Annotated in this window: 23 protein-coding genes and 1 pseudogene; 23 read left to right on the plus strand and 1 reads right to left on the minus strand. The window is 37.0% G+C overall.

Features of this window, described 5'->3' with window-relative positions; genetic code table 11:
- The 3 genes and pseudogenes from D1B32_RS24265 to D1B32_RS23805 all read left to right on the plus strand — a co-directional run.
- Positions 1-118: pseudogene (locus D1B32_RS24265) on the plus strand (IS30 family transposase); the annotation flags it as partial.
- Between the two features lie 134 nt (positions 119-252).
- Entirely contained in the window at positions 253-762 is a 510-nt protein-coding gene (locus D1B32_RS13425) for a VanZ family protein (protein WP_316246659.1), read from the plus strand.
- A gap of 132 nt (positions 763-894) precedes the next feature.
- Complete coding sequence (locus tag D1B32_RS23805; protein WP_158586267.1) at positions 895-1,059, plus strand: hypothetical protein; 165 nt, start codon at positions 895-897, stop codon at positions 1,057-1,059.
- A 36-nt stretch (positions 1,060-1,095) separates the two neighbouring features.
- On the opposite strand, the gene D1B32_RS13430 is transcribed toward D1B32_RS23805, so the two are convergent.
- The gene (locus D1B32_RS13430) at positions 1,096-1,752 is read right to left on the minus strand and encodes a YigZ family protein (protein WP_118889655.1); all 657 of its coding nucleotides are present in this window, start codon (positions 1,750-1,752) and stop codon (positions 1,096-1,098) included.
- Between the two features lie 169 nt (positions 1,753-1,921).
- Between D1B32_RS13430 and D1B32_RS13435 the strand changes: the two genes are divergently transcribed.
- From D1B32_RS13435 to secA, 20 genes are all read left to right on the plus strand, one after another.
- Entirely contained in the window at positions 1,922-3,052 is a 1,131-nt protein-coding gene (locus tag D1B32_RS13435; RefSeq protein WP_095311125.1) for a sensor histidine kinase, read from the plus strand.
- Positions 3,053-3,226: 174 nt separating this feature from the next.
- The gene (locus D1B32_RS13440) at positions 3,227-3,919 is read left to right on the plus strand and encodes a response regulator (protein WP_095311127.1); all 693 of its coding nucleotides are present in this window, start codon (positions 3,227-3,229) and stop codon (positions 3,917-3,919) included.
- A gap of 273 nt (positions 3,920-4,192) precedes the next feature.
- Complete coding sequence (locus D1B32_RS13445) at positions 4,193-5,035, plus strand: fatty acid kinase binding subunit FakB (RefSeq protein ID WP_118889656.1); 843 nt, start codon at positions 4,193-4,195, stop codon at positions 5,033-5,035.
- Positions 5,036-5,117: 82 nt separating this feature from the next.
- Positions 5,118-6,524, plus strand: a complete 1,407-nt coding sequence (locus D1B32_RS13450) for an ATP-dependent helicase ComFA (RefSeq protein WP_118889657.1) — start codon at positions 5,118-5,120, stop codon at positions 6,522-6,524.
- Positions 6,525-6,526: 2 nt separating this feature from the next.
- Complete coding sequence (locus D1B32_RS13455) at positions 6,527-7,207, plus strand: ComFC family protein (RefSeq protein ID WP_118889658.1); 681 nt, start codon at positions 6,527-6,529, stop codon at positions 7,205-7,207.
- A 39-nt stretch (positions 7,208-7,246) separates the two neighbouring features.
- Positions 7,247-7,672 (plus strand): TIGR03826 family flagellar region protein, encoded by a 426-nt coding sequence (locus D1B32_RS13460; protein ID WP_095311136.1) that lies wholly within the window; start codon positions 7,247-7,249, stop codon positions 7,670-7,672.
- Between the two features lie 139 nt (positions 7,673-7,811).
- The gene (gene flgM, locus D1B32_RS13465; RefSeq protein ID WP_118889659.1) at positions 7,812-8,072 is read left to right on the plus strand and encodes a flagellar biosynthesis anti-sigma factor FlgM; all 261 of its coding nucleotides are present in this window, start codon (positions 7,812-7,814) and stop codon (positions 8,070-8,072) included.
- Positions 8,073-8,093: 21 nt separating this feature from the next.
- On the plus strand, positions 8,094-8,582 hold the full coding sequence (locus tag D1B32_RS13470) for a flagellar protein FlgN (RefSeq protein ID WP_095311140.1): 489 nt from the start codon (positions 8,094-8,096) through the stop codon (positions 8,580-8,582).
- Between the two features lie 13 nt (positions 8,583-8,595).
- Positions 8,596-10,107, plus strand: coding sequence for a flagellar hook-associated protein FlgK (gene flgK / locus D1B32_RS13475; protein ID WP_118889660.1), 1,512 nt, complete (start codon positions 8,596-8,598; stop codon positions 10,105-10,107).
- Between the two features lie 9 nt (positions 10,108-10,116).
- Complete coding sequence (gene flgL / locus D1B32_RS13480) at positions 10,117-11,010, plus strand: flagellar hook-associated protein FlgL (protein WP_118889661.1); 894 nt, start codon at positions 10,117-10,119, stop codon at positions 11,008-11,010.
- A 175-nt stretch (positions 11,011-11,185) separates the two neighbouring features.
- Complete coding sequence (locus D1B32_RS13485; protein ID WP_118889662.1) at positions 11,186-11,749, plus strand: DUF6470 family protein; 564 nt, start codon at positions 11,186-11,188, stop codon at positions 11,747-11,749.
- Positions 11,750-11,765: 16 nt separating this feature from the next.
- On the plus strand, positions 11,766-12,209 hold the full coding sequence (gene fliW / locus D1B32_RS13490) for a flagellar assembly protein FliW (protein WP_118889663.1): 444 nt from the start codon (positions 11,766-11,768) through the stop codon (positions 12,207-12,209).
- A 5-nt stretch (positions 12,210-12,214) separates the two neighbouring features.
- Complete coding sequence (gene csrA, locus D1B32_RS13495) at positions 12,215-12,439, plus strand: carbon storage regulator CsrA (RefSeq protein ID WP_095311148.1); 225 nt, start codon at positions 12,215-12,217, stop codon at positions 12,437-12,439.
- Between the two features lie 78 nt (positions 12,440-12,517).
- Positions 12,518-12,871 (plus strand): flagellar protein FlaG, encoded by a 354-nt coding sequence (gene flaG / locus D1B32_RS13500; protein ID WP_095311150.1) that lies wholly within the window; start codon positions 12,518-12,520, stop codon positions 12,869-12,871.
- A 17-nt stretch (positions 12,872-12,888) separates the two neighbouring features.
- A complete protein-coding gene (locus tag D1B32_RS13505) occupies positions 12,889-14,412 on the plus strand; it encodes a flagellar hook-associated protein 2 (RefSeq protein ID WP_118889664.1) in 1,524 nt (507 codons plus the stop codon).
- Positions 14,413-14,438: 26 nt separating this feature from the next.
- Positions 14,439-14,840, plus strand: a complete 402-nt coding sequence (gene fliS, locus D1B32_RS13510) for a flagellar export chaperone FliS (protein WP_095311153.1) — start codon at positions 14,439-14,441, stop codon at positions 14,838-14,840.
- Positions 14,840-15,193: a flagellar protein FliT gene (gene fliT / locus D1B32_RS13515; protein WP_095311155.1), complete on the plus strand. Its 354-nt coding sequence runs from the start codon at positions 14,840-14,842 to the stop codon at positions 15,191-15,193. The genes fliS and fliT overlap by 1 nt, the downstream gene beginning before the upstream one ends.
- Before the next feature lie 223 nt (positions 15,194-15,416).
- Entirely contained in the window at positions 15,417-15,971 is a 555-nt protein-coding gene (gene hpf, locus D1B32_RS13520) for a ribosome hibernation-promoting factor, HPF/YfiA family (RefSeq protein WP_095311157.1), read from the plus strand.
- A gap of 307 nt (positions 15,972-16,278) precedes the next feature.
- Positions 16,279-16,419, plus strand: a complete 141-nt coding sequence (locus D1B32_RS23810) for a hypothetical protein (RefSeq protein WP_158586268.1) — start codon at positions 16,279-16,281, stop codon at positions 16,417-16,419.
- 332 nt (positions 16,420-16,751) lie between these two features.
- Positions 16,752-19,265, plus strand: a complete 2,514-nt coding sequence (gene secA / locus D1B32_RS13525) for a preprotein translocase subunit SecA (protein ID WP_095311158.1) — start codon at positions 16,752-16,754, stop codon at positions 19,263-19,265.
- The last annotated feature ends 10 nt before the right edge of the window (positions 19,266-19,275 follow it).

Consider the following 19,275-nt stretch of genomic DNA (forward strand, 5'->3'; position numbering starts at 1 on the left):
AGTCTCAGACGAAGAATTAGAACATGCACTGTCACTAATCAACAATAGACCCAGAAAATGTTTGAATTGGAAAACTACTCACGAAGCGTTTCAAGAAGAACTGTTGCACTTAATTTGACAAACGGTCATAAAAAAAAAGCTATATAAAGCGTTATTGTTAAAAAAACTATATAAATTGTGCGGATTTCATTATAATTACCTTATAATAAATTTTCGCGGGGATTGTATTTTTTTGGGAGGTTTGGTAGATTAATGATGACAAAGTACTACTATTGGGTTCTCCCAATCAGTTGGATGTGTATTATATTTTTTTCTTCAGCAACTCCATATGAGAAGCAGGACATTAAACCATTCCTGAATAATATGGTAGATTTAAGTTTTTTAGAAAGTATAGTGGGTTGGATATCTTTTACGTTTAATAAATCGGTTATAAGTGTGGATACACTTGGTATAAATGGCTTTGTCGAGTTCTTTATACGTAAGGGTACTCATGTGACGGTATACTTTTTATTAGTTTTGTTTTTTTACCTTGCTTTTCGAAAAACTATTGAGAATACAAAGCGTTGGCATTGTCTCGTTTACTCTTATCTGCTGACAGTTTTATACGCTGTATCAGATGAGATGCATCAGGGGTTGACGCCGAATCGTACCGCTTATATTGGCGATGTTGGATTAGATAGTTTAGGTGCGTTGCTTGCAGTACTTGTAATTGCATTGTGTTGGAGGAAAAACAGAAGAACAGACAGAAATGTTAAATTTTGACGAAAGATATGATGAACGGAATTTTATTTTTTATTTTCGACACACTTCGACACCGTTCTATGTAAAATTATGCTACAGTTCTCATTAAATGTAAAAACATAACCTAGAAAACAAGTAAAAGGCGGGAATTTGATGAAAGAGCAAGAAAAGTATAAAGAAATGCTAAGCAAGATGATCGATGAAACAGAGAAGAAAAAAATAATTAGTTCAGAAGATTTAATTAAAAAGCTAATTAGTGAGCTTTCTCGTAGTGAGCGTTTATCAAAATATACACATTCCCAAGTTATAGCAAAATAAAAAAACTGCATCCTCATGCTTGAGAACGCAGTTTTTTTATTCAGCTTCTGTTTCGTTCGATGTAACATCAATTTCAATGTATTTTTGATCGATTGTTTTTAATTCTGCTTGCCCGTTTGTTAAATCAATCATCCAATTTTGAAATGCTTCTGCCTCATCTTGTTTCACGTACACAATAAATTCAACATTTTCCACATAATTTATTGTTTCAAGAAGATGCTCGGAATTTCGGAGTTCATTTTCTGTTTTGCCAAGTAAAGTATAATCGACTGTAATAGAAAAACCTTGCATCAGTTTTCTTCTTACAATGCCGGTTGCTTTAATCGCCTGAGAGGTTGTACCACCATATGCACGAATTAATCCGCCTGCTCCTAGCTTAATGCCACCGAAGTATCTTGTGACGACAACAGCAGTATCCTTCAACTGTTGTTTCTTCAGAACCTCTAACATCGGCACTCCAGCTGTTCCGCTTGGCTCCCCATCGTCATTTGCCTTTTGAATTTGGTCATGCTCGCCGATAATATATGCTGAACAGTTATGTGTAGCATCTGCATGCTTTTTCTTAATTTCTTGTATAAATTCATGGGCAGCCTCTTCAGTTTCTACTCTACGCACATAACCAATAAACCGCGATTTTTGAATGATTAATTCATCATTTCCATTCTTTTTAACAGTTAAATAGCTTTTTAGCATCTTGATTTTCTCACCTCAAACGAACATGATAGTAGATGTATCGTCTTTCTAAACGTTAAAAAAATAAAAAAATATCAATTACCAGATGAAATTTACGGTTAAAAGGGAAAAGACCCTTTAAAAAATAAAACGATGTACGTATAATTATAACACAGGTTGGTGGGGAATGATGAGTGTAAAAATAACTGAGAAGGCTTTGGATCATGTTATTGATGATATGGTCGAAGTTGTGGAAAATAGTAAAGATGAGATTTTTAATATTAGTGAAGAAGCACGCAAGGAGCACGACCACCTTGTTTTGGAACTGAAAGAAACGAAAGAAAAAGTGCTGCAGCATATTGAAAATGGGGATAAGTTAGAAGAACGCGTACGATTTTCAAGGAAGCGGTTAGCAGAGGTTAGTAAATACTTCGAGCGCTATTCTGAGGAAGATATTCGCGAAGTGTATGAAAATACCCATCTCATGCAAACCAATTTGGCTATTTTACGTCAGGAAGAAAAAGCTTTACGTGATAAACGAGACGAATTAGAAAGAAGGTTAATTACGTTAACTCATACGATCAATCGAGCAGAGGGTTTGGCTGGGAAAATTTCTGTTATTCTTAATTATTTGCAGGATGATTTTAGACAAGTAAATGAAATGATTGAAAATGCTAAGGAAAAACAGGAATTTGGTCTTAAGATAATTGAAGCGCAAGAAGATGAACGACGAAAAATATCCAGAGAAATTCATGATGGACCAGCACAAATGCTTGCGAACATTTTACTTCGGTCTGAGATTGTTGAACGAACTATTCGTAATGGTTCGATGGACGATGCGATAGAAGAAATTAAAAGTGTTCGAAAAATGGTACGTTCCTCATTGTATGAGGTAAGAAGAATCATTTACGACCTTAGACCAATGGCATTAGACGATCTTGGACTTGTGCCTACCATGAAAAAATACGTTGACAGTATTTCAGATTACAGCAAAGTACCGATAGAGTTTTCAGTCTTTGGAGAAGAAAAGCGACTTAATTCAAAATATGAGGTTGCATTTTTTAGATTAATGCAAGAATCCATTCAAAATGCAATAAAACATAGTGAAGCTAGTCAAATTCAAGTGAAGTTAGAAATACGTAGAAACAGCTTAACAATGGTTATTAAAGATAATGGAAAAGGCTTTGATGTTAGCTTGAAAAAGGATAAATCTTTCGGTTTAATTGGGATGCGAGAAAGGGTGGAAATGTTAGAAGGAGAGTTACATATTCAGTCCTCCCCAGGTAAGGGGACAGCGATTATCATAAAAGTTCCCTATTAATCAGGTTACGTATATAATAGGTTATATAGAATTATTGATGCAAATAAAATGAATGAAACATGCATCATTAATCTCATAAAAGAAAATTCATATATAGAGAAAGAAAAATGATCTGTCATAATCATAATAGGGCGTAAAAGAACTAGTATTTAGTATGTGGGAGGAATAAAGGCAATGAATACAGAGAAAAAAATTAGCATTGTATTAATAGATGATCACAAATTATTTCGTGAAGGTGTAAAAAGAATACTAGATTTTGAGCCATCTTTTGAAGTAGTAGCTGAAGGTGATAATGGTGCAGTAGCGTCTAAACTGGTTAAAGAGAACAATCCGGATGTTGTCTTAATGGATATAAATATGCCGGAAATAAATGGAGTGCAGGCGACTGCTGATTTAGTAAGATACTTTCCAAATACGAAAGTAATTATTCTATCTATTCATGATGATGAAAGCTATGTGACACATGCATTGAAAACTGGAGCACAAGGCTACTTATTGAAAGAAATGGATTCCGATTCATTAATTGAAGCGATTAAAGTGGTCAGTGATGGCGGTTCTTACTTACATCCGAAAATTACACATAATCTAGTGAAAGAATATCGACGTCTCGCTAGAGAAAACAGTTCAAGTATCGCTGATAAAGGTATTGAATACCGCAAACCATTACACTTGCTTACAAAGCGTGAATGTCAGGTATTGCAGTTACTGGCCGATGGCAAAAGTAACCGTGCAGTAGCTGAAACCTTATACATCAGTGAAAAGACAGTAAAGAACCATGTAAGTAATATTTTACAAAAAATGAATGTAAACGATCGTACACAGGCAGTAGTTTCGGCTATCCGTAAAGGTTGGGTTGAGGTCATCTAGCTGCATTGTTCTTAAAATACCCTGATGGTACTGATCATCAGGGTATTTTTTCGTGTGTATCTATAGGGTAATTATGATTGAACGACTAATCCGCGAATTTTCGATAAAAAGAAATACCTCTTTGCATGCATCATCAACAAAATTGCGCTCCTAGATAGGTTTTCTACCAATCTCAAAACATACATGAGAAGAAACTGAATAACAAGTGCTTTTTAGAAAAAGTTGAGGTAAAATAAAAAATGACATAAATCGTATTAGAGGTGAAGATAGGTTATGAAAGTTGCTGTAATGACAGATAGCACAGCATATATACCTGCTGAAATAAGAGAAATAGCCAATGTTCATATGGTTCCGCTTAGCGTTGTCTTTGGAGATAAATCCTATGAGGAAGAAATAGATATTACAACAGAGGAATTCTATCAAAAAGTAAGAGAAACAAAGCAATTACCAAAAACCTCACAACCTTCCATCGGATATGTAACGACCAAATTAGAAGAGCTAAAAAAAGATTATGATGCAGTTGTGTCCGTCCATCTATCCAGTGGCATCAGCGGGACGTATCAAACAGTTATTAGTGCTGGAGAAATGATAGATGGGATTGATGTTTATGCATATGATTCCGAAATGAGTTGTATGGTACAGGGTTTCTATGCATTGGAAGCAGCAAAAATGGCTGAACAAGGGAAGGCAGTTGGGGAGATTATTCAACGATTAGATGAGATGAAAGAAACCATGAAAGCTTATTTTATGGTAGACGATCTAACTAACTTGCAACGTGGTGGCCGTCTTTCAGGTGCCCAGGCATTGGTTGGAAGTCTCTTGCAAGTAAAGCCAATCCTCCATTTCTCTGAAAAACTTATCGTACCATTTGAAAAAATTCGTACACGTAAAAAGGCGATCAACCGAATTATTGGGATGCTTGAGGAAGATGCCAATAAAGGAAAAGACCTTTCTGTTGTTTTCATCCATGGTAATGATGAAGCATCTGCACTGGAACTACGAGATGCATTTTTACAAAAGTATCCTTCGATGGAAGCGACAATTAGCTATTTTGGACCTGTTATTGGCACCCACCTAGGCGAAGGGGCTATCGGTGTTGGTTGGTATGTGAAATAGTCAGCTGACCAATATAAAAAATAATCGTCATTTCCAGCCGTGAGTCTGGGAATGACGAAATCATGAGAAAGAGAGTGAATTCATGGCAAACAAAATTACGATAAAACAGGATGAATACCACTTGCATTTCGCTGGAAAATTATTATTAAGAAGAGAAATACCTCTAGATGATACAGCCTTCAAACAGTTACTTGCAACGAAACAATTTACTCCGCTAAAACCCATCAAAGAAAAAAACTTCCATCTTCATTGCGAGCGATGTGGCAATGAAAAGTCCTCTCTTTTTGGAAAGTTTCCGTGTACTCAATGTGAATCTACCCATGTTTACTGTCGTAAATGTATTGAGATGGGGAGAGTTAGTGAATGTGAAAAACTTTATTTGTGGACAGGCGAAAAGCCGATTTGGCCGCGGCATGAAAGTCCTTGTACATGGGAGGGAAGTCTTACAGCTGCGCAACAAAAAGCTGCTGATCGTATTGTTAGTGCTATCCGTATAAATGAAAAGGAAACGCTTATTTGGGCTGTATGTGGGGCTGGTAAAACAGAGATGCTATTTCCAGGCATTACAGAGGCATTAATATGCGGGAAGCGCGTTTGCTTAGCCACACCACGAGCTGATGTGGTGAAAGAATTATACCCCAGACTGCAACAGGCATTTCGAGCAGTAACGATCCAAGCATTGTATGGTGGTAGTTTAGATAAAGCTGGAACAGCTCAGCTGATTGTCACTACAACACATCAATTACTTCGTTATCAGGAAGCATTTGACGTCATAATCATTGATGAAATCGATGCGTTTCCATTTCACGCAGACCCGTCCTTGCCATATGCTGCAAATCGAGCCAAAAAGTCCGAAAGTACTACGGTTTATTTAACGGCAACGCCACGCAGTAAACAGCGCAAACGAATCCAACGTAAACAATTACCACACATATTCGTCCCACTTCGCTTTCACGGCAAACCTTTACCTGTCCCCAAAGCTAAAATGTGCTTTAGTTTAAAACGTGATCTCCAAAACTTAACAATTCCAAAAACAATTATAAACTGGTTGAAAAACCGGAAAAACCCAGGCAGACAGCTATTGATATTCACTCCAACAATTATGCTTGCTGAAAAATTGCAAAAACCATTTGAAATTCTCCTGCTGCAAACTGGATTACTACATTCAGCTAAGCAGCTGCAATCTGTCCATGCCCAAGATCCTGATAGGGGAATAAAAGTTCAAGCTTTCAGAGAAAAGGAAATAGTTGCTTTGATTACGACAACCATTTTGGAACGTGGGGTAACATTCCCTTCTGTCGATGTTGTTATATTGGATGCGGGGCATGATGTCTTTGATGAAGCGGCACTTGTACAAATTGCTGGAAGAGCAGGAAGGAGCCCGGATGATCCGACGGGGGAAGTAATCTTATTCCATCAAGGGAAGACAGAAGCTATACATGAAGCCATTACTTCTATAAAAGAAATGAATAAGAGAGGAGGATTTTAAGAATGGATTGTATAGTTTGTCAAAGTGAGATAATTATGCAGATTACCTGGGCTAATTTATTTCAGTTGTCTCTGCCTCGCCCTATTTGTGATGAATGTGCAGCAGGTTTAAAGCTGTTAGGAGGAAAGCAATGTAAAAAGTGTAGTCGTCCGTCGATAGAGAAAATTTGTTCAGATTGTCTGTGGTGGGAGCAGCAAGAAGAAATGAACACTATTGAATTTAATCACTCCATATTTTCCTACAATGAAAAAATGAAGGCAATTGTTGCAACCTGGAAGTATCGGGGAGATTATGTGCTAGGAGAAATATTCCGAGATTATGTCTCCAAAGCTTTTCGAGAAAGGTTTTCTTTTTTGGGAAAAGAGTCCCTAGCAGTCCCAATTCCATTAAGTGGAGAACGAATTTTGGAGCGGGGGTTTAATCAAGCACTCCAATTGTGCGAGTTCTTACCAATTGAGCACGCAGGCATCCTCTCGCGCATTCATGGAGAAAAGCAGTCAAAGAAAACGAGACACGAACGAATTACTTCAGAAAACCCATTTTTTATAAAACAACCTATTAACAAAGCTGTCGTACTTGTCGATGATATATATACAACAGGTACAACTTTACGTCATGCAGCTCAATTATTAAAGCAGCATGGATGTCCGACTGTGTATGCATTTACACTGATTCGAGGATAGCTTTTAGGTGTGCTATAATTATGGAAAGTGGGAATAAATATGGCTGAGTTAGCTAATTGTGTCCGGTGTAATACGGTTTTTGTAAAAGGGTTGCGTGATATTTGCCAGAACTGTTATAGAAAAGAAGAGGAAGCATTTCAAACAGTCTATCGTTTTTTAAGAGAAAGAAAAAACAGAGAGGCAACATTAATTGAAATCATCGAAGCTACTGGAGTAGAAGAATCGTTGATTATCAAATTTATAAAGGAAAAACGACTTCTCCCGTCTGATTTTCCAAAGCTTGCTTATCCATGTGAAAAATGTGGAAATGAAATTACTTCTGGAAAGCTATGCATTTCATGCACGGAAGAATTAAAAAATGATTTAACGGCATATGAAAAAACAGAAAAGGTTATGGAAGAAGCACGTAAAAAAAGTTCATCTAATATTGATACGTATTATGCAATTGATAAGCATAAAAAATAAATATGATTTTGCTGTTTCAGTACTGGCGATAAATCAAACTAAAAGTATTTAATAAGTTGACTAAGCTGCCGATAAATAAATAGAGAGAAAAGATGATCGTTGAAATAAATATTTAGAACAAAACGGGGTGAAGTTCAGGATGAAGATAAATGGTCCAAATCAAACAAATTTTAATCCTTATAAGCAGCAAATACAAAAACAATCTGAACTAACAAAAGGGGCGAAGCAAAAAGATCGCATCGAAATTTCCAACGAAGCAAAGCAGCTGCAAGAAAGTGGAAAAACGAATGAAAAACGAGCAGCTTACGTTCAAGAAATTAAACAGGCAGTTGATTCTGGAGAATATAAAGTGAACCCGGAGAAAGCAGCGCAAAAGATGCTGCAATTCTGGTCGAAATAATAGCGTAAGGAGGACTGGAGATTGTCCGCAGACACAATAAGAGAGTCATTGGAAAAGTTAGTTCAAATTCATACAGATTTATTAGCTGTTTCTGAAGACAAGACACGTATCGTAAAGGAAGGCGCCATTGAAAATCTGCAAAAGCTTCTAGTGGAAGAACGAAAACAATTACGACTATTGGAACAAGCAGAGAATAAGAGGCAGCAAGCTGTAAGTAACTGGTGTGCATTGAATCATATTCAAGCAGAGGATGCTACGATTACAAATATTTTAAAGCACATCACGCTTGAAAAGGAGCAAGTCAAACTTGAAAATGCAGCAACAAAGCTTACAGAACTGATTACGAAACTAAAACAGCAAGAGCAGTTGAACCAAGTTTTAATTAGTCAGTCAATGCAGTTTGTCCAAGTGTCACTTGATTTGATGAGTCCAACATTAAAAAGCATGAATTACGGAGTCAAAAATGAAACCGATGTATCGAATCGGTCCGTTTTTGACTCGAAGGCATAAAGGAGTAAAGCTAATGAGCACATTTCATGGCTTGGAGATGGCAAGGCAAGCCCTTGCCACACAACAAGCAGCACTATATACAACGGGTCATAATATAGCGAATGCAAATACAGAAGGCTACTCAAGACAACGCGTTAATTTTGAAACACTATCAGCTTTCCCAGCTGCATCACGTAATCGTCCGCAAATACCAGGGCAAATGGGAACTGGAGTAGAAGCTGGATCGGTTCAGCGTATTCGCAATCAGTTTTTAGATAATCAATTCCGTGGTGAAAATAGTACTTCGGGATACTGGTCAACAAGAGCAGAGGCATTAAGCCGTATGGAGTCTTTATTAAACGAACCTTCCGATGCTGGTCTATCTAAAACAATGGATCAGTTTTGGCAATCCTTACAAGATCTTGCAGTTAACCCGGAAAATTCAGGTGCAAGATCTGTCGTGCTCGAGCGTGCCCATGCAGTAGCAGATACATTTAATTATATGTCAGAGTCGCTGACCAATATACGCACGGATTTGCAAAAGCAGATTGATGTAACCGTGAAAGATGCGAACACATTGATTGATGGAATCAACGAGTTAAATAAACAGATTAAGCATTTGGAAACACACGGCTATAGTGCCAATGATTTATATGACCGCAGAGATATGTTAATAGACAATCTTTCTGAAATCGTAAGCATTGATGTTTCATACGATAAAAGTCATCTTCCGCCGAATAAACAAGGTGATGGTGTTGCAACGATTAATCTTGTAAATGAAGCAGGAACGTCAATTATGGATACGCCGTTAATTGACGGAGTATCTGGAGTTGCTCAAGCATTTGACGAACCTAACTATGAAACAGCAGAAGGATTACTTGCTGTTACTAATCTTACAATTGGTGGTACAAAAGTTGATATTTTGGCTACAGAAGGTTCACTCAAAGGTCTGGTAGATGCATTTGGCTATGTGGATGAATCTGGTGAAGTTGTTGGGGATTATCCTGAGATGCTGCGCAACCTGGATAAAATGGCATATGCGTTTGCAACTGCATTTAATGCACAGCATCAGGCAGGTAAAATTGGTGATGAAAATGGAGCTGCATTCTTTACTGAATTTGGCACGGAAGAAGATGCTTATATTGGTGCAGCTGGGGCAATTTCGGTATTGCTTGAAGATGGAAGTCAAATAGCAACGAGTACAACCGGTGATTCTGGTAATGGGGATAACGCATCGATGTTAGCAGATGTTTTCAACAAGAGTGATGCTACATTAGATGGTGCGAGTATTAAAAAGTACTATGAATCTTTGATTGGAGACCTTGGCGTAACAGCTGAGCATGCAAACAGAATGACAGAAAATACAAACACACTGTTAGGACAAGTGCAGAACCAGCGTCTGGCTGTAAGCTCAGTTTCGTTGGATGAAGAAATGTCGAATATGATTAAATTTCAACATGCATATAGTGCTGCTGCAAGAAGCATGACAGCAATGGATGAAATGCTGGATCGAATTATAAATAGTATGGGATTAGTAGGAAGGTAGGAGATTTGAATGCGTGTGACACAGGGAATGATTTCGAATAATATGCTCCGTAACTTAACGAATAGTTATGGGAAAATGGATACGTATTTGTACCAGTTGAGCACCGGTAAAAAGATTAACCGTCCTTCTGATGACCCAGTTATTGCGATGAAAGGCATGGGCTACCGCACAGAGCTTGTAAGAGTAGAACAATATATTCGGAATACAAATGAAGTGCATAATTGGATGGATAATACCGATGCAGCACTTGATAAAGCTACTTCTGCAATGCAGCGTATACGAGAGCTCGCTGTACAGGCAAGTAACGGGACATACGATAAAGAAGAGCTTGTTAATATCAGTGAAGAAGTAAAGCAATTAAAAGAACATATGATTGAGATTGCAAATACAAATGTAAATGATAAATATATCTTTAATGGTACAAAAACGGATACAGCTCCAATAAATCAAGAAACTGGTGGAGTTGATTTTGACAATTCCCCTGTATTAATTGAAGTTTCCAGTGGAACAGCATTAAAAGCAAATGTTGACGGAAATGAAGTTTTTGGTGGTGAACCAAGTATTTTTGATGCGATTGATACTTTTATTGAAAAGCTTGAAGCGACTGGTGATAGTGATTTAGATAATGAGGCTATTGATGCTAGTATCGCTGAATTGGATATTGGTATAAATAACATCGTCAATGCCCGTGCAGAGCTTGGAGCACGCATGAATCGCTTGGAGCTGGTCGAAAATCGTTTAAGCGAACAGGAAGTTATTGCAACACAGACCATGTCACAAAATGAAGACATTGATTACGCAAAAGCAATTACAGAATTAATTACCCAAGAAAGCCTGCACCGTGCAGCGTTATCAGCAGGAGCAAGAATTATCCAGCCGTCTTTAGTAGATTTCTTAAGATGATAACAAAAGCATAATTGTCCTTGCAGGCTCAGTACGCAATGTCCTGTGTGTCGTTGGATGCTAAGCTGTACGGACGTAAAACATAAGCCCTGGCCCGTTATAGGGTTCAGGGTTTATGTTGCGTTTAAACTATTTTCAGTAAAATATGGTCTTAGATAGAAGGAGTGCGCTGCATATGCAAATTCCACAAATACGGATGCAATCACAACAGGCACAAATTGAAATTCAAAATACAGATGCAAAACTAGAAATTTCTCAACCGCAAGCAGAACTAAACATCCAACAGCCACAAGCAGAATTATCGATACGAACTACTCCAGGGAAGCTTCGTATTGATCAAACCCAAGCATGGGCAGACTTAAACTTAATGCATATCACCGAGCGAAATGAACGTTTTGCAAGAGAAGGAAAAAATTCACTCATGCATGGGATTGCGAGACGTGCTCGACAAGGTGATGAGTTGATGAAAATTGAAAATGGTGGAGATCCATTAATTAATCAAGCGATTCAAAATAGTTCAGATCCAATGAAGTCTCTTGGAATTAAGTTCATACCTTCTCATTTTTCAGTGAAAACAAGCTATCAGCCAGCTGAAGTACATATCGATGTTCAAATCAAGAAACCAATTATAAATGCAACACCTCGAAGTCCGGAATTTACCTATGAGGCTGGTAATGTCACAACAAGTTTGAAACAAAGGCAGTATCTAAAAATCAGTTATACTAATTTATATGTATAGGAAAGGACGACTCGAAATGAATATACAAACAAAATATCTAGGGGAAATTGCAATAGATGAACGTAAAATAATTCATTTTTTAACTGGTATTCCTGGGTTTCCTAACGAAAAGGAGTTTGTATTAATGGACTTGCCTGACACACCAATTTTTCAGGTTTTACAGTCTATTAAAACGCCAACAGTAGCATTTATCGTTTCAAATCCATATCAAATATACCCAGATTATTCAATTGAACTGGATGATAATCTTATCGAGAGCCTGCAAATCAAGGAGGAAAAGGAAGTTGCAGTTGTAGCTATTGTAACGTTGAAACAACCTTTTCATATAAGTACATTAAACCTTAAGGCACCGATTGTTATCAACACAAGTCTAGGACAAGGGAAACAATATATTTTAAATACAGAAGCATATTCTTCAAAAGCACCAATTACACCTCAGTCAGTTGAGAGAGAGGGGTAAAAAAAATGTTGGTTTTAACAAGAAAACGAAATGAAGCAATTCAAATTGGCGAAGATATTGAGATTAAGGTACTAGCAATTGAAGGGGATCAAATTAAACTTGGTATAGCTGCACCACAATCTGTTGATATTTATCGTAAAGAAATATACTTGGACATCAAACAGCAAAATAATGAAGCAGCAGGTGTATCTCTAGACCTATTTGAGATGCTTAAAGAAACAAAAGAATAATGAAGTATTTTTATTTAAAGCTTTAGAAAGTATAGGGTGTAACCGATATAAAAAGAAAAAGTTTAGGAGTGCATTGACATGGCGTTAGATAAAGTAATGTCAGCACCTCAATCTCTGCTAAATAACGAATACAACACGAAATTAATAACAGAAATTGGGAGTAAGGGAATAGGGGCAGACACGCATTATAAGGTTGAAGACAAGATAGATAAAAATGAAGTTGACATGGTCGTTCAAAAGCTAAATGAATTTATGGAGCCTATTAGAAGGAACCTTAAATTTGAACTGCATGACAAATTGGATAAGTACTACGTTACAGTCGTTGACTCGAATACGAATGAAGTGATTAAAGAAATCCCGCCGAAAAAAATGCTTGATATGTATGCAGAAATGGCAGATTTTATGGGGATTTTAATTGATAGGAAGATTTAAGGGAGAGGATCAAGAGTATGCGAATTGGTGGATTAGCCAGTGGTATTGATACAGATACGATTATTAAAGATCTGATGAAAGCTGAACGAATGCCTTTGGATAAAATGGAACAGGATAAAATAAAATTTGAATGGAAGCGAGATGCTTTTCGAGATATTAATAAGCAAGTAGCTGAAATTGAAAAAATGATTACCGACATGAGATTAAATAGTAGTATGATTAATGCCAAAACAATCAGTTCTACAATGGGAAATGCAGTAACTGCTACAGGTTCTTCGTCTGCTACCAATGGTTCGTATGAGATTGCAGTAACTCAGTTGGCTAAGAATGCGATTAATGTGGGTACTGGTAAAGTGGGGAAAGATGTTGATCTATCTAATTATGTTGATGAGGAAATAACATTCTATACGTATGGTGAAGCATATACAACAGAAGATGGTACTGAGGTAGCTGAGGGAATGCAAGCGCGAACCTTTACAATTAATGAAGGTGATACATTAAAAGATGTGTTAAAAAAAATAGAAAGTGCAGATAAAAATGTACGTGCTTTTTATGATGAGCAGACACAGCAAGTTGTATTGGAAACGAAGAGGTCCGGGGATTATAATACAGATTCTAATAAATATGGCGGTAAGGAAATCGGATTTGATGACGATTCCTTCTTTACTAATGTATTAAAAATGGATCTAGGAGAAGAACAAGGCGGTACAAACGCCAAATTCACATATAATGGTGTCTTGGAGTTGGAATCAAAAGAAAACAGATACACATTAAACGGTATTACCTTTGAATTCAAAGATACAACAGGAACAGTAGATAATCCTCAAAGCGCCAAACTTACAGTTTCAAATGACGTGGACACTGCTGTCGAGAATATAACAAAACTCGTTACAAAATATAATGAATTAGTGGAATCGTTAAACTCTTCACAGCAAGAGCAGAGATATCGGGATTTCCCACCATTAACAAATGCACAGCGCGAAGAAATGTCTGAAAATGAAATTGAACTTTGGGAAGAAAAGGCAAAAAGTGGACTTCTTAAGGGAGAATCTATTATTACATCTTCTTTATTTGATGTACGCCAAGGTTGGTATCAAACGGTTGAAAATGGTAGTCAATTTAAACTATTAACAGATATTGGTCTGTCAACAACGAAGGATTATTTAGATGGTGGTAAACTCGAGATCAATGAAGGGGATTTGAGAACCGCACTTACAAATGATCCGGAAAGTGTCCAAAAGCTACTGTTAAATAATGTAGAAGGCGAAGGTCGTGGACTATTAAATCGCCTTGAGGATTCTCTTGAAAATACAATCGGCCGAATTGAAAAGCATGCTGGTAAAGGTTCCTATACATCTGAAATGTATACAATCGGTAGACGTATGGATGATCTCGATGGTCGAATCTCTGCATTTGAAGACAAACTTACAAGAATTGAAGACCGATACTGGAGACAGTTTTCAGCAATGGAGCAAGCGATTTCCAGGATGAATAATCAATCCGCAATGCTCATGAATGCTTTTGGCGGAGGAACGATGTAGCTCATTAAGGAAGGAGTGAACGGCTAATGGGAGCAAATAAAGCGTATCAAGCCTATCAAAATAACGCTGTAAATACGGCATCTGGTGGAGAGCTAACCTTAATGCTCTATAATGGATGCATGAAATTCATTAAACAGGCAATGAAAGACGTGAATGACAACAACTATGAAGCAAAAAATAAAAATATCCAGAAGGCACAAAACATTATTCAGGAACTAATGATTACACTAGATCCGAAAATGGAAATATCAAAGCAAATCATGCCTCTGTACGAGTTCATGCAATTTCAGTTGAAAGAAGCAAATATTAAAAATGACGTGAAGAAGTTGGAAGAAGTTTTGGAATTTGTAACAGAATTCCGTGACACATGGAAACAAGTTATTCTAAAAAATCGTCAGCAGCAATTTGCCAAAGGCGAACCGGTATAATGAACAGAGCGGAGCCAGTTTATGAGTTGACAATGCAAATGAAACAACTCTTAAATCAGGAGATTACAGGTAAAACGAGAGAGTCGATAATTGAACAGTTGACAGCATTAATTACACAACGCGGAATTGCTATGAAAGCATTAAATCCACCATATACTGAAGCAGAAAAGCAACTTGGTAAAGAACTTATGCAAGTTAATGAGGAAATTCAATCGAAAATGCAGATGCTATTTTTGGATTTAAAAAAAGAAATGAAGCAGGTCAAAATGCAGAAAAAATCAAACCAGTCCTATACGAATCCTTATAAAAATGTCCAAACAATGGACGGAATGTTTATGGATAGCAAAAAATAATGGGTGATGGCGTGTACAATGTACACGTCATTTTTTATTTATATATTAACTTTAATATTTTTTTGTAAATTATATTAATAAAATGTAAATCTCCTAATGCTTGATATCATGCGGTTTACAGATGATTTTACAAAAAACAGCAAATTTTCCGGAAGGTTTAAACAGGAAAAGTTGGTGGTAACGTAGTATAATAAAACTATAAAGAATAAAGGAGGACACTTTTATGAAATTTAACATTCGTGGTGAAAATCTCGAGGTGACTGGAGCAATTAAAGAATACGTTGAAAAAAAGATCAGCAAGCTAGAAAGATACTTCGATGATGCTCCAACGTCCGATGTACATGTAAATTTAAGTGTCTATAATGATGAACAACGAATTGAAGTTACAATCCCAATGACAAATCTATTATTACGCGGTGAAGTTCAACACATAGATTTATACGCTGCTGTAGATCTTGTAGTTGATAAACTAGAAAGACAGATTCGTAAATATAAAACTAAAATAAATCGAAAAACCAGACAGAATGGTGCACCTAAATATGCTTTTGCTGAAATGGAAAAAAGTGCAAATGCTGTTGAAGAAGAAAGTGATGAAATCGAAATCGTAAGAACAAAACGATTTAATTTAAAACCAATGGATTCAGAAGAAGCAATTCTTCAAATGGATATGCTTGGTCATGAGTTCTTTGTTTTTACAAATGACCAATCTGGTGATACAAACGTTGTATATCGACGTAGAGATGGCAAGTATGGATTAATTGAACCAAATGTATTTTAAATAAAGTTAGAGAAATAAAGACGACTCCAAATTTGGGGTCGTTTTTATTTCTGAAATAATCCCGGTTATGCAGGCTTTTAGCTAACCTATATGATACAATGTCGAAAAATGTAGAACGAAATGCTGATTTTGTATTTTAGTGTTAATTTTTGTCTGAAAATAAGGGAAAAGAATTTATTTATTATGCTAAAACTCTCTTTTTGTCACTGTTTTTTGTCGAATACAAGTCTGAAATTTAAAAATGGCGATTAGTCTTTTGACTCATATAGATGTTATAAATGAATCAAACGAACTAGGAGGTATTTGTGTGAATGAAGAGGATGAACGAAGATTTCTTGCATTGGTAACACAAGTACAACAACATGAAGCTACAATTACCCAGCTGCTTGAAATTCTTGCAGCTACGAACCGAAAAGTTACCGAGTTTTTCTCAGGTCAAGAAAAATAGGCAATGAATCCTGAGCAATACTCTCCCCGATTTTTTCCTTCCTTAAAGAAAGCAGACTATCCCCAGTCTGCTTTCTTTTTTAGAATATAGGGCTATATAATGCCTAGTCAGTTGTCATACATTATTGGAAAGTGTTATGATAAGTAGTGGATTATAGTATTGATTTTTGTCAAATAGGAAAGTATTAAACTTTCCTATTTGCATAAGTGCAACTAAGACATTCGCTTAGGAGGCAAAGCACTCCAAAGTATAAGGGTTTCTAAGAAAGCAAAGAACGCTTTCGTACGAATCCCTTTAACGAATGTCGAGTTTTCTAAAGGAGCGTTTAACATATGGCTGGTTTTTTAACGAAGATTTTTGGTGACGGTAATCAAAAGCAATTGAATCGAATACAAAAAAAAGTAGATCAAATAGAAGCAATGGAAGCAGAGATTGAAAAACTCTCTGATACAGATTTACAAAATAAAACGAAGGTATTTAAAGAACGGATTGCAAATGGGGAGACACTTGATGATTTACTAGTGGAGGCATATGCAGTTGTCCGTGAGGCTTCTAAACGTGTGCTTGGTATGCGGCCTTTTGCTTCTCAGCTCATTGGGGCAGTGGCCCTGCATGAAGGTAATATTGCTGAAATGAAAACAGGTGAGGGTAAAACGCTCGCTTCCACGATGCCAGCATACTTAAATGCATTGTCTGATAAAGGTGTTCACATCATTACTGTCAATGAATATTTGGCGGAACGTGATGCAACCGAGATGGGGAAACTTTATAATTTTCTTGGATTGACCGTTGGTTTAAATGGAAATGGTTTATCGAAGGAAGAAAAAAGGGAAGCTTATGCAAGCGATATAACTTATGGAACGAATAATGAATTTGGTTTCGATTATCTCCGGGACAATATGGTTCTATATAAAAATCAAATGGTACAGCGTCCTTTGAATTTTTCTATTATTGATGAGGTTGACTCAATTTTAATTGATGAGGCGAGAACGCCGCTAATTATTTCCGGGTCTGCAAAGAAATCAGCTACACTTTACCAACAAGCAGATGGGTTTGTAGCTACCCTCTCCAAGGAAACAGACTATACGTACGATGAAAAAACAAAAGGTGTTCAATTAACTGAAGAGGGAATTAATAAGGCGGAAAAATATTTCTCCATTGAGAATTTATTTGATTTAAATAATGTATCCTTAACCCATCATATTAACCAAGCATTGAAAGCACACGCCTCTATGCATCGTGATGATGATTATATGGTGGAAGATGGAGAAGTCGTTATTATTGACCAGTTTACCGGACGGAAAATGAAAGGTCGTCGGTATAGTGACGGTCTCCATCAGGCGATTGAAGCAAAGGAAGGTCTGCAAATTCAAAACGAAAGCATGACACTTGCTTCCATTACATTCCAGAATTTCTTCCGGATGTACAATAAGCTATCGGGTATGACAGGTACTGCGAAAACGGAAGAAGAAGAGTTCAGAAATATCTATAATATGGATGTTATTGCAATCCCTACGAATATGCCAATTGCTCGTGATGATCGTGCAGATTTAATTTATAAATCAATGGAAGGGAAATTCCGCGCTGTTGTGGAGAACATCAAGGAAAGACATGCAGCTGGACAGCCTGTACTAGTTGGTACAGTTGCGGTAGAAACTTCAGAGCTTATTTCCAAGTTATTGAAAAAGGCTGGCATTAAGCATGAAGTGCTAAATGCGAAAAACCATTATCGGGAAGCTGAAATTATCGAAACGGCCGGACAAAAGGGTTCTGTTACAATTGCGACAAATATGGCCGGTCGTGGTACTGATATTAAGCTTGGTGAAGGAGTAAAAGATCTGGGAGGACTCGCAGTTGTTGGTACAGAGCGTCATGAATCACGCCGAATTGACAACCAGCTTCGAGGACGTTCCGGACGTCAAGGAGATCCTGGTATAACGCAATTTTACTTATCGATGGAAGATGAATTGATGCGCCGTTTTGGTTCAGACAACCTAAGAAACATGATGGAAAGACTTGGCATGGATGATACGCAGCCAATCGAAAGTAAAATGGTATCCAAAGCTGTTGAATCTGCTCAGAAACGAGTGGAAGGAAATAACTTTGATGCTCGTAAAACAGTTTTATCCTATGATGATGTACTTCGTGAACAACGTGAAATTATTTATAAACAACGTTTCGAGGTTATTGATGCAGATGCAAACATTCGAGAAATTATTGAAAACATGCTGCAATCATCGATTGATCGAGTTGTAGGTACCCATACACAGGATAATGATGAAGAAAATTGGGATCTAAAAGCCATTGTTGAGTATGTGCATGGTAATCTGCTGGATCCTGAAGATCTTTCCGAAGCAGATTTGAAGGAAAAAGAAGCTGAAGAAATTTCTGCACTAATTATGGAAAAAGTGCGCAAACGTTACGATCAAAAAGAAGAGGAGCTTACACCTGAACAGTTCCGCGAATTCGAGAAGGTTATTGTTCTTCGAGCAGTCGATTCGAAATGGATGGATCATATTGATCAAATGGATCAACTCCGACAAGGGATTCATTTACGTGCGTATGGACAAAACGATCCATTAAGGGAATATCAGATGGAAGGTTTCGCAATGTTTGAAGCAATGGTTGCGAGTATCGAAGAAGAGGTTTCAAAATATATTATGAAAGCTCAAATTCGAGAGAACCTACAACGTCAAGAAGTAGTGAAAAACACACAAGCAGTAGCTGGTGGACAGGATGAGAAAAAGAAAGTACGTAAACCGATTGTGAAAAAACAAACCGTTGGTCGAAATGATCCATGTCCATGCGGGAGTGGTAAAAAGTATAAAAACTGTCACGGTCAGTAATAATACTTCT

This window comes from Oceanobacillus profundus, from assembly GCF_003515705.1.
GTDB lineage: Bacteria > Bacillota > Bacilli > Bacillales > Amphibacillaceae > Oceanobacillus > Oceanobacillus profundus.

Bases quoted from the DNA above. Each gene is read 5' to 3' on its own strand.
- D1B32_RS13450 (WP_118889657.1), top strand. From the start codon at position 5,118: ATGGCAAACAAAATTACGATAAAACAGGATGAATACCACTTGCATTTC.
- D1B32_RS13505 (WP_118889664.1), top strand. From the start codon at position 12,889: ATGCGAATTGGTGGATTAGCCAGTGGTATTGATACAGATACGATTATT.
- secA (WP_095311158.1), top strand. From the start codon at position 16,752: ATGGCTGGTTTTTTAACGAAGATTTTTGGTGACGGTAATCAAAAGCAA.
- fliT (WP_095311155.1), top strand. From the start codon at position 14,840: ATGAACAGAGCGGAGCCAGTTTATGAGTTGACAATGCAAATGAAACAA.
- hpf (WP_095311157.1), top strand. From the start codon at position 15,417: ATGAAATTTAACATTCGTGGTGAAAATCTCGAGGTGACTGGAGCAATT.
- D1B32_RS13455 (WP_118889658.1), top strand. From the start codon at position 6,527: ATGGATTGTATAGTTTGTCAAAGTGAGATAATTATGCAGATTACCTGG.
- fliW (WP_118889663.1), top strand. From the start codon at position 11,766: ATGAATATACAAACAAAATATCTAGGGGAAATTGCAATAGATGAACGT.
- D1B32_RS13445 (WP_118889656.1), top strand. From the start codon at position 4,193: ATGAAAGTTGCTGTAATGACAGATAGCACAGCATATATACCTGCTGAA.
- D1B32_RS13435 (WP_095311125.1), top strand. From the start codon at position 1,922: ATGAGTGTAAAAATAACTGAGAAGGCTTTGGATCATGTTATTGATGAT.
- fliS (WP_095311153.1), top strand. From the start codon at position 14,439: ATGGGAGCAAATAAAGCGTATCAAGCCTATCAAAATAACGCTGTAAAT.
- flaG (WP_095311150.1), top strand. From the start codon at position 12,518: ATGGCGTTAGATAAAGTAATGTCAGCACCTCAATCTCTGCTAAATAAC.
- flgL (WP_118889661.1), top strand. From the start codon at position 10,117: ATGCGTGTGACACAGGGAATGATTTCGAATAATATGCTCCGTAACTTA.
- flgM (WP_118889659.1), top strand. From the start codon at position 7,812: ATGAAGATAAATGGTCCAAATCAAACAAATTTTAATCCTTATAAGCAG.
- D1B32_RS13430 (WP_118889655.1), bottom strand. From the start codon at position 1,752: ATGCTAAAAAGCTATTTAACTGTTAAAAAGAATGGAAATGATGAATTA.
- csrA (WP_095311148.1), top strand. From the start codon at position 12,215: ATGTTGGTTTTAACAAGAAAACGAAATGAAGCAATTCAAATTGGCGAA.
- D1B32_RS13460 (WP_095311136.1), top strand. From the start codon at position 7,247: ATGGCTGAGTTAGCTAATTGTGTCCGGTGTAATACGGTTTTTGTAAAA.
- D1B32_RS13485 (WP_118889662.1), top strand. From the start codon at position 11,186: ATGCAAATTCCACAAATACGGATGCAATCACAACAGGCACAAATTGAA.
- D1B32_RS13440 (WP_095311127.1), top strand. From the start codon at position 3,227: ATGAATACAGAGAAAAAAATTAGCATTGTATTAATAGATGATCACAAA.
- D1B32_RS23805 (WP_158586267.1), top strand. From the start codon at position 895: ATGAAAGAGCAAGAAAAGTATAAAGAAATGCTAAGCAAGATGATCGAT.
- D1B32_RS13425 (WP_316246659.1), top strand. From the start codon at position 253: ATGATGACAAAGTACTACTATTGGGTTCTCCCAATCAGTTGGATGTGT.
- flgK (WP_118889660.1), top strand. From the start codon at position 8,596: ATGAGCACATTTCATGGCTTGGAGATGGCAAGGCAAGCCCTTGCCACA.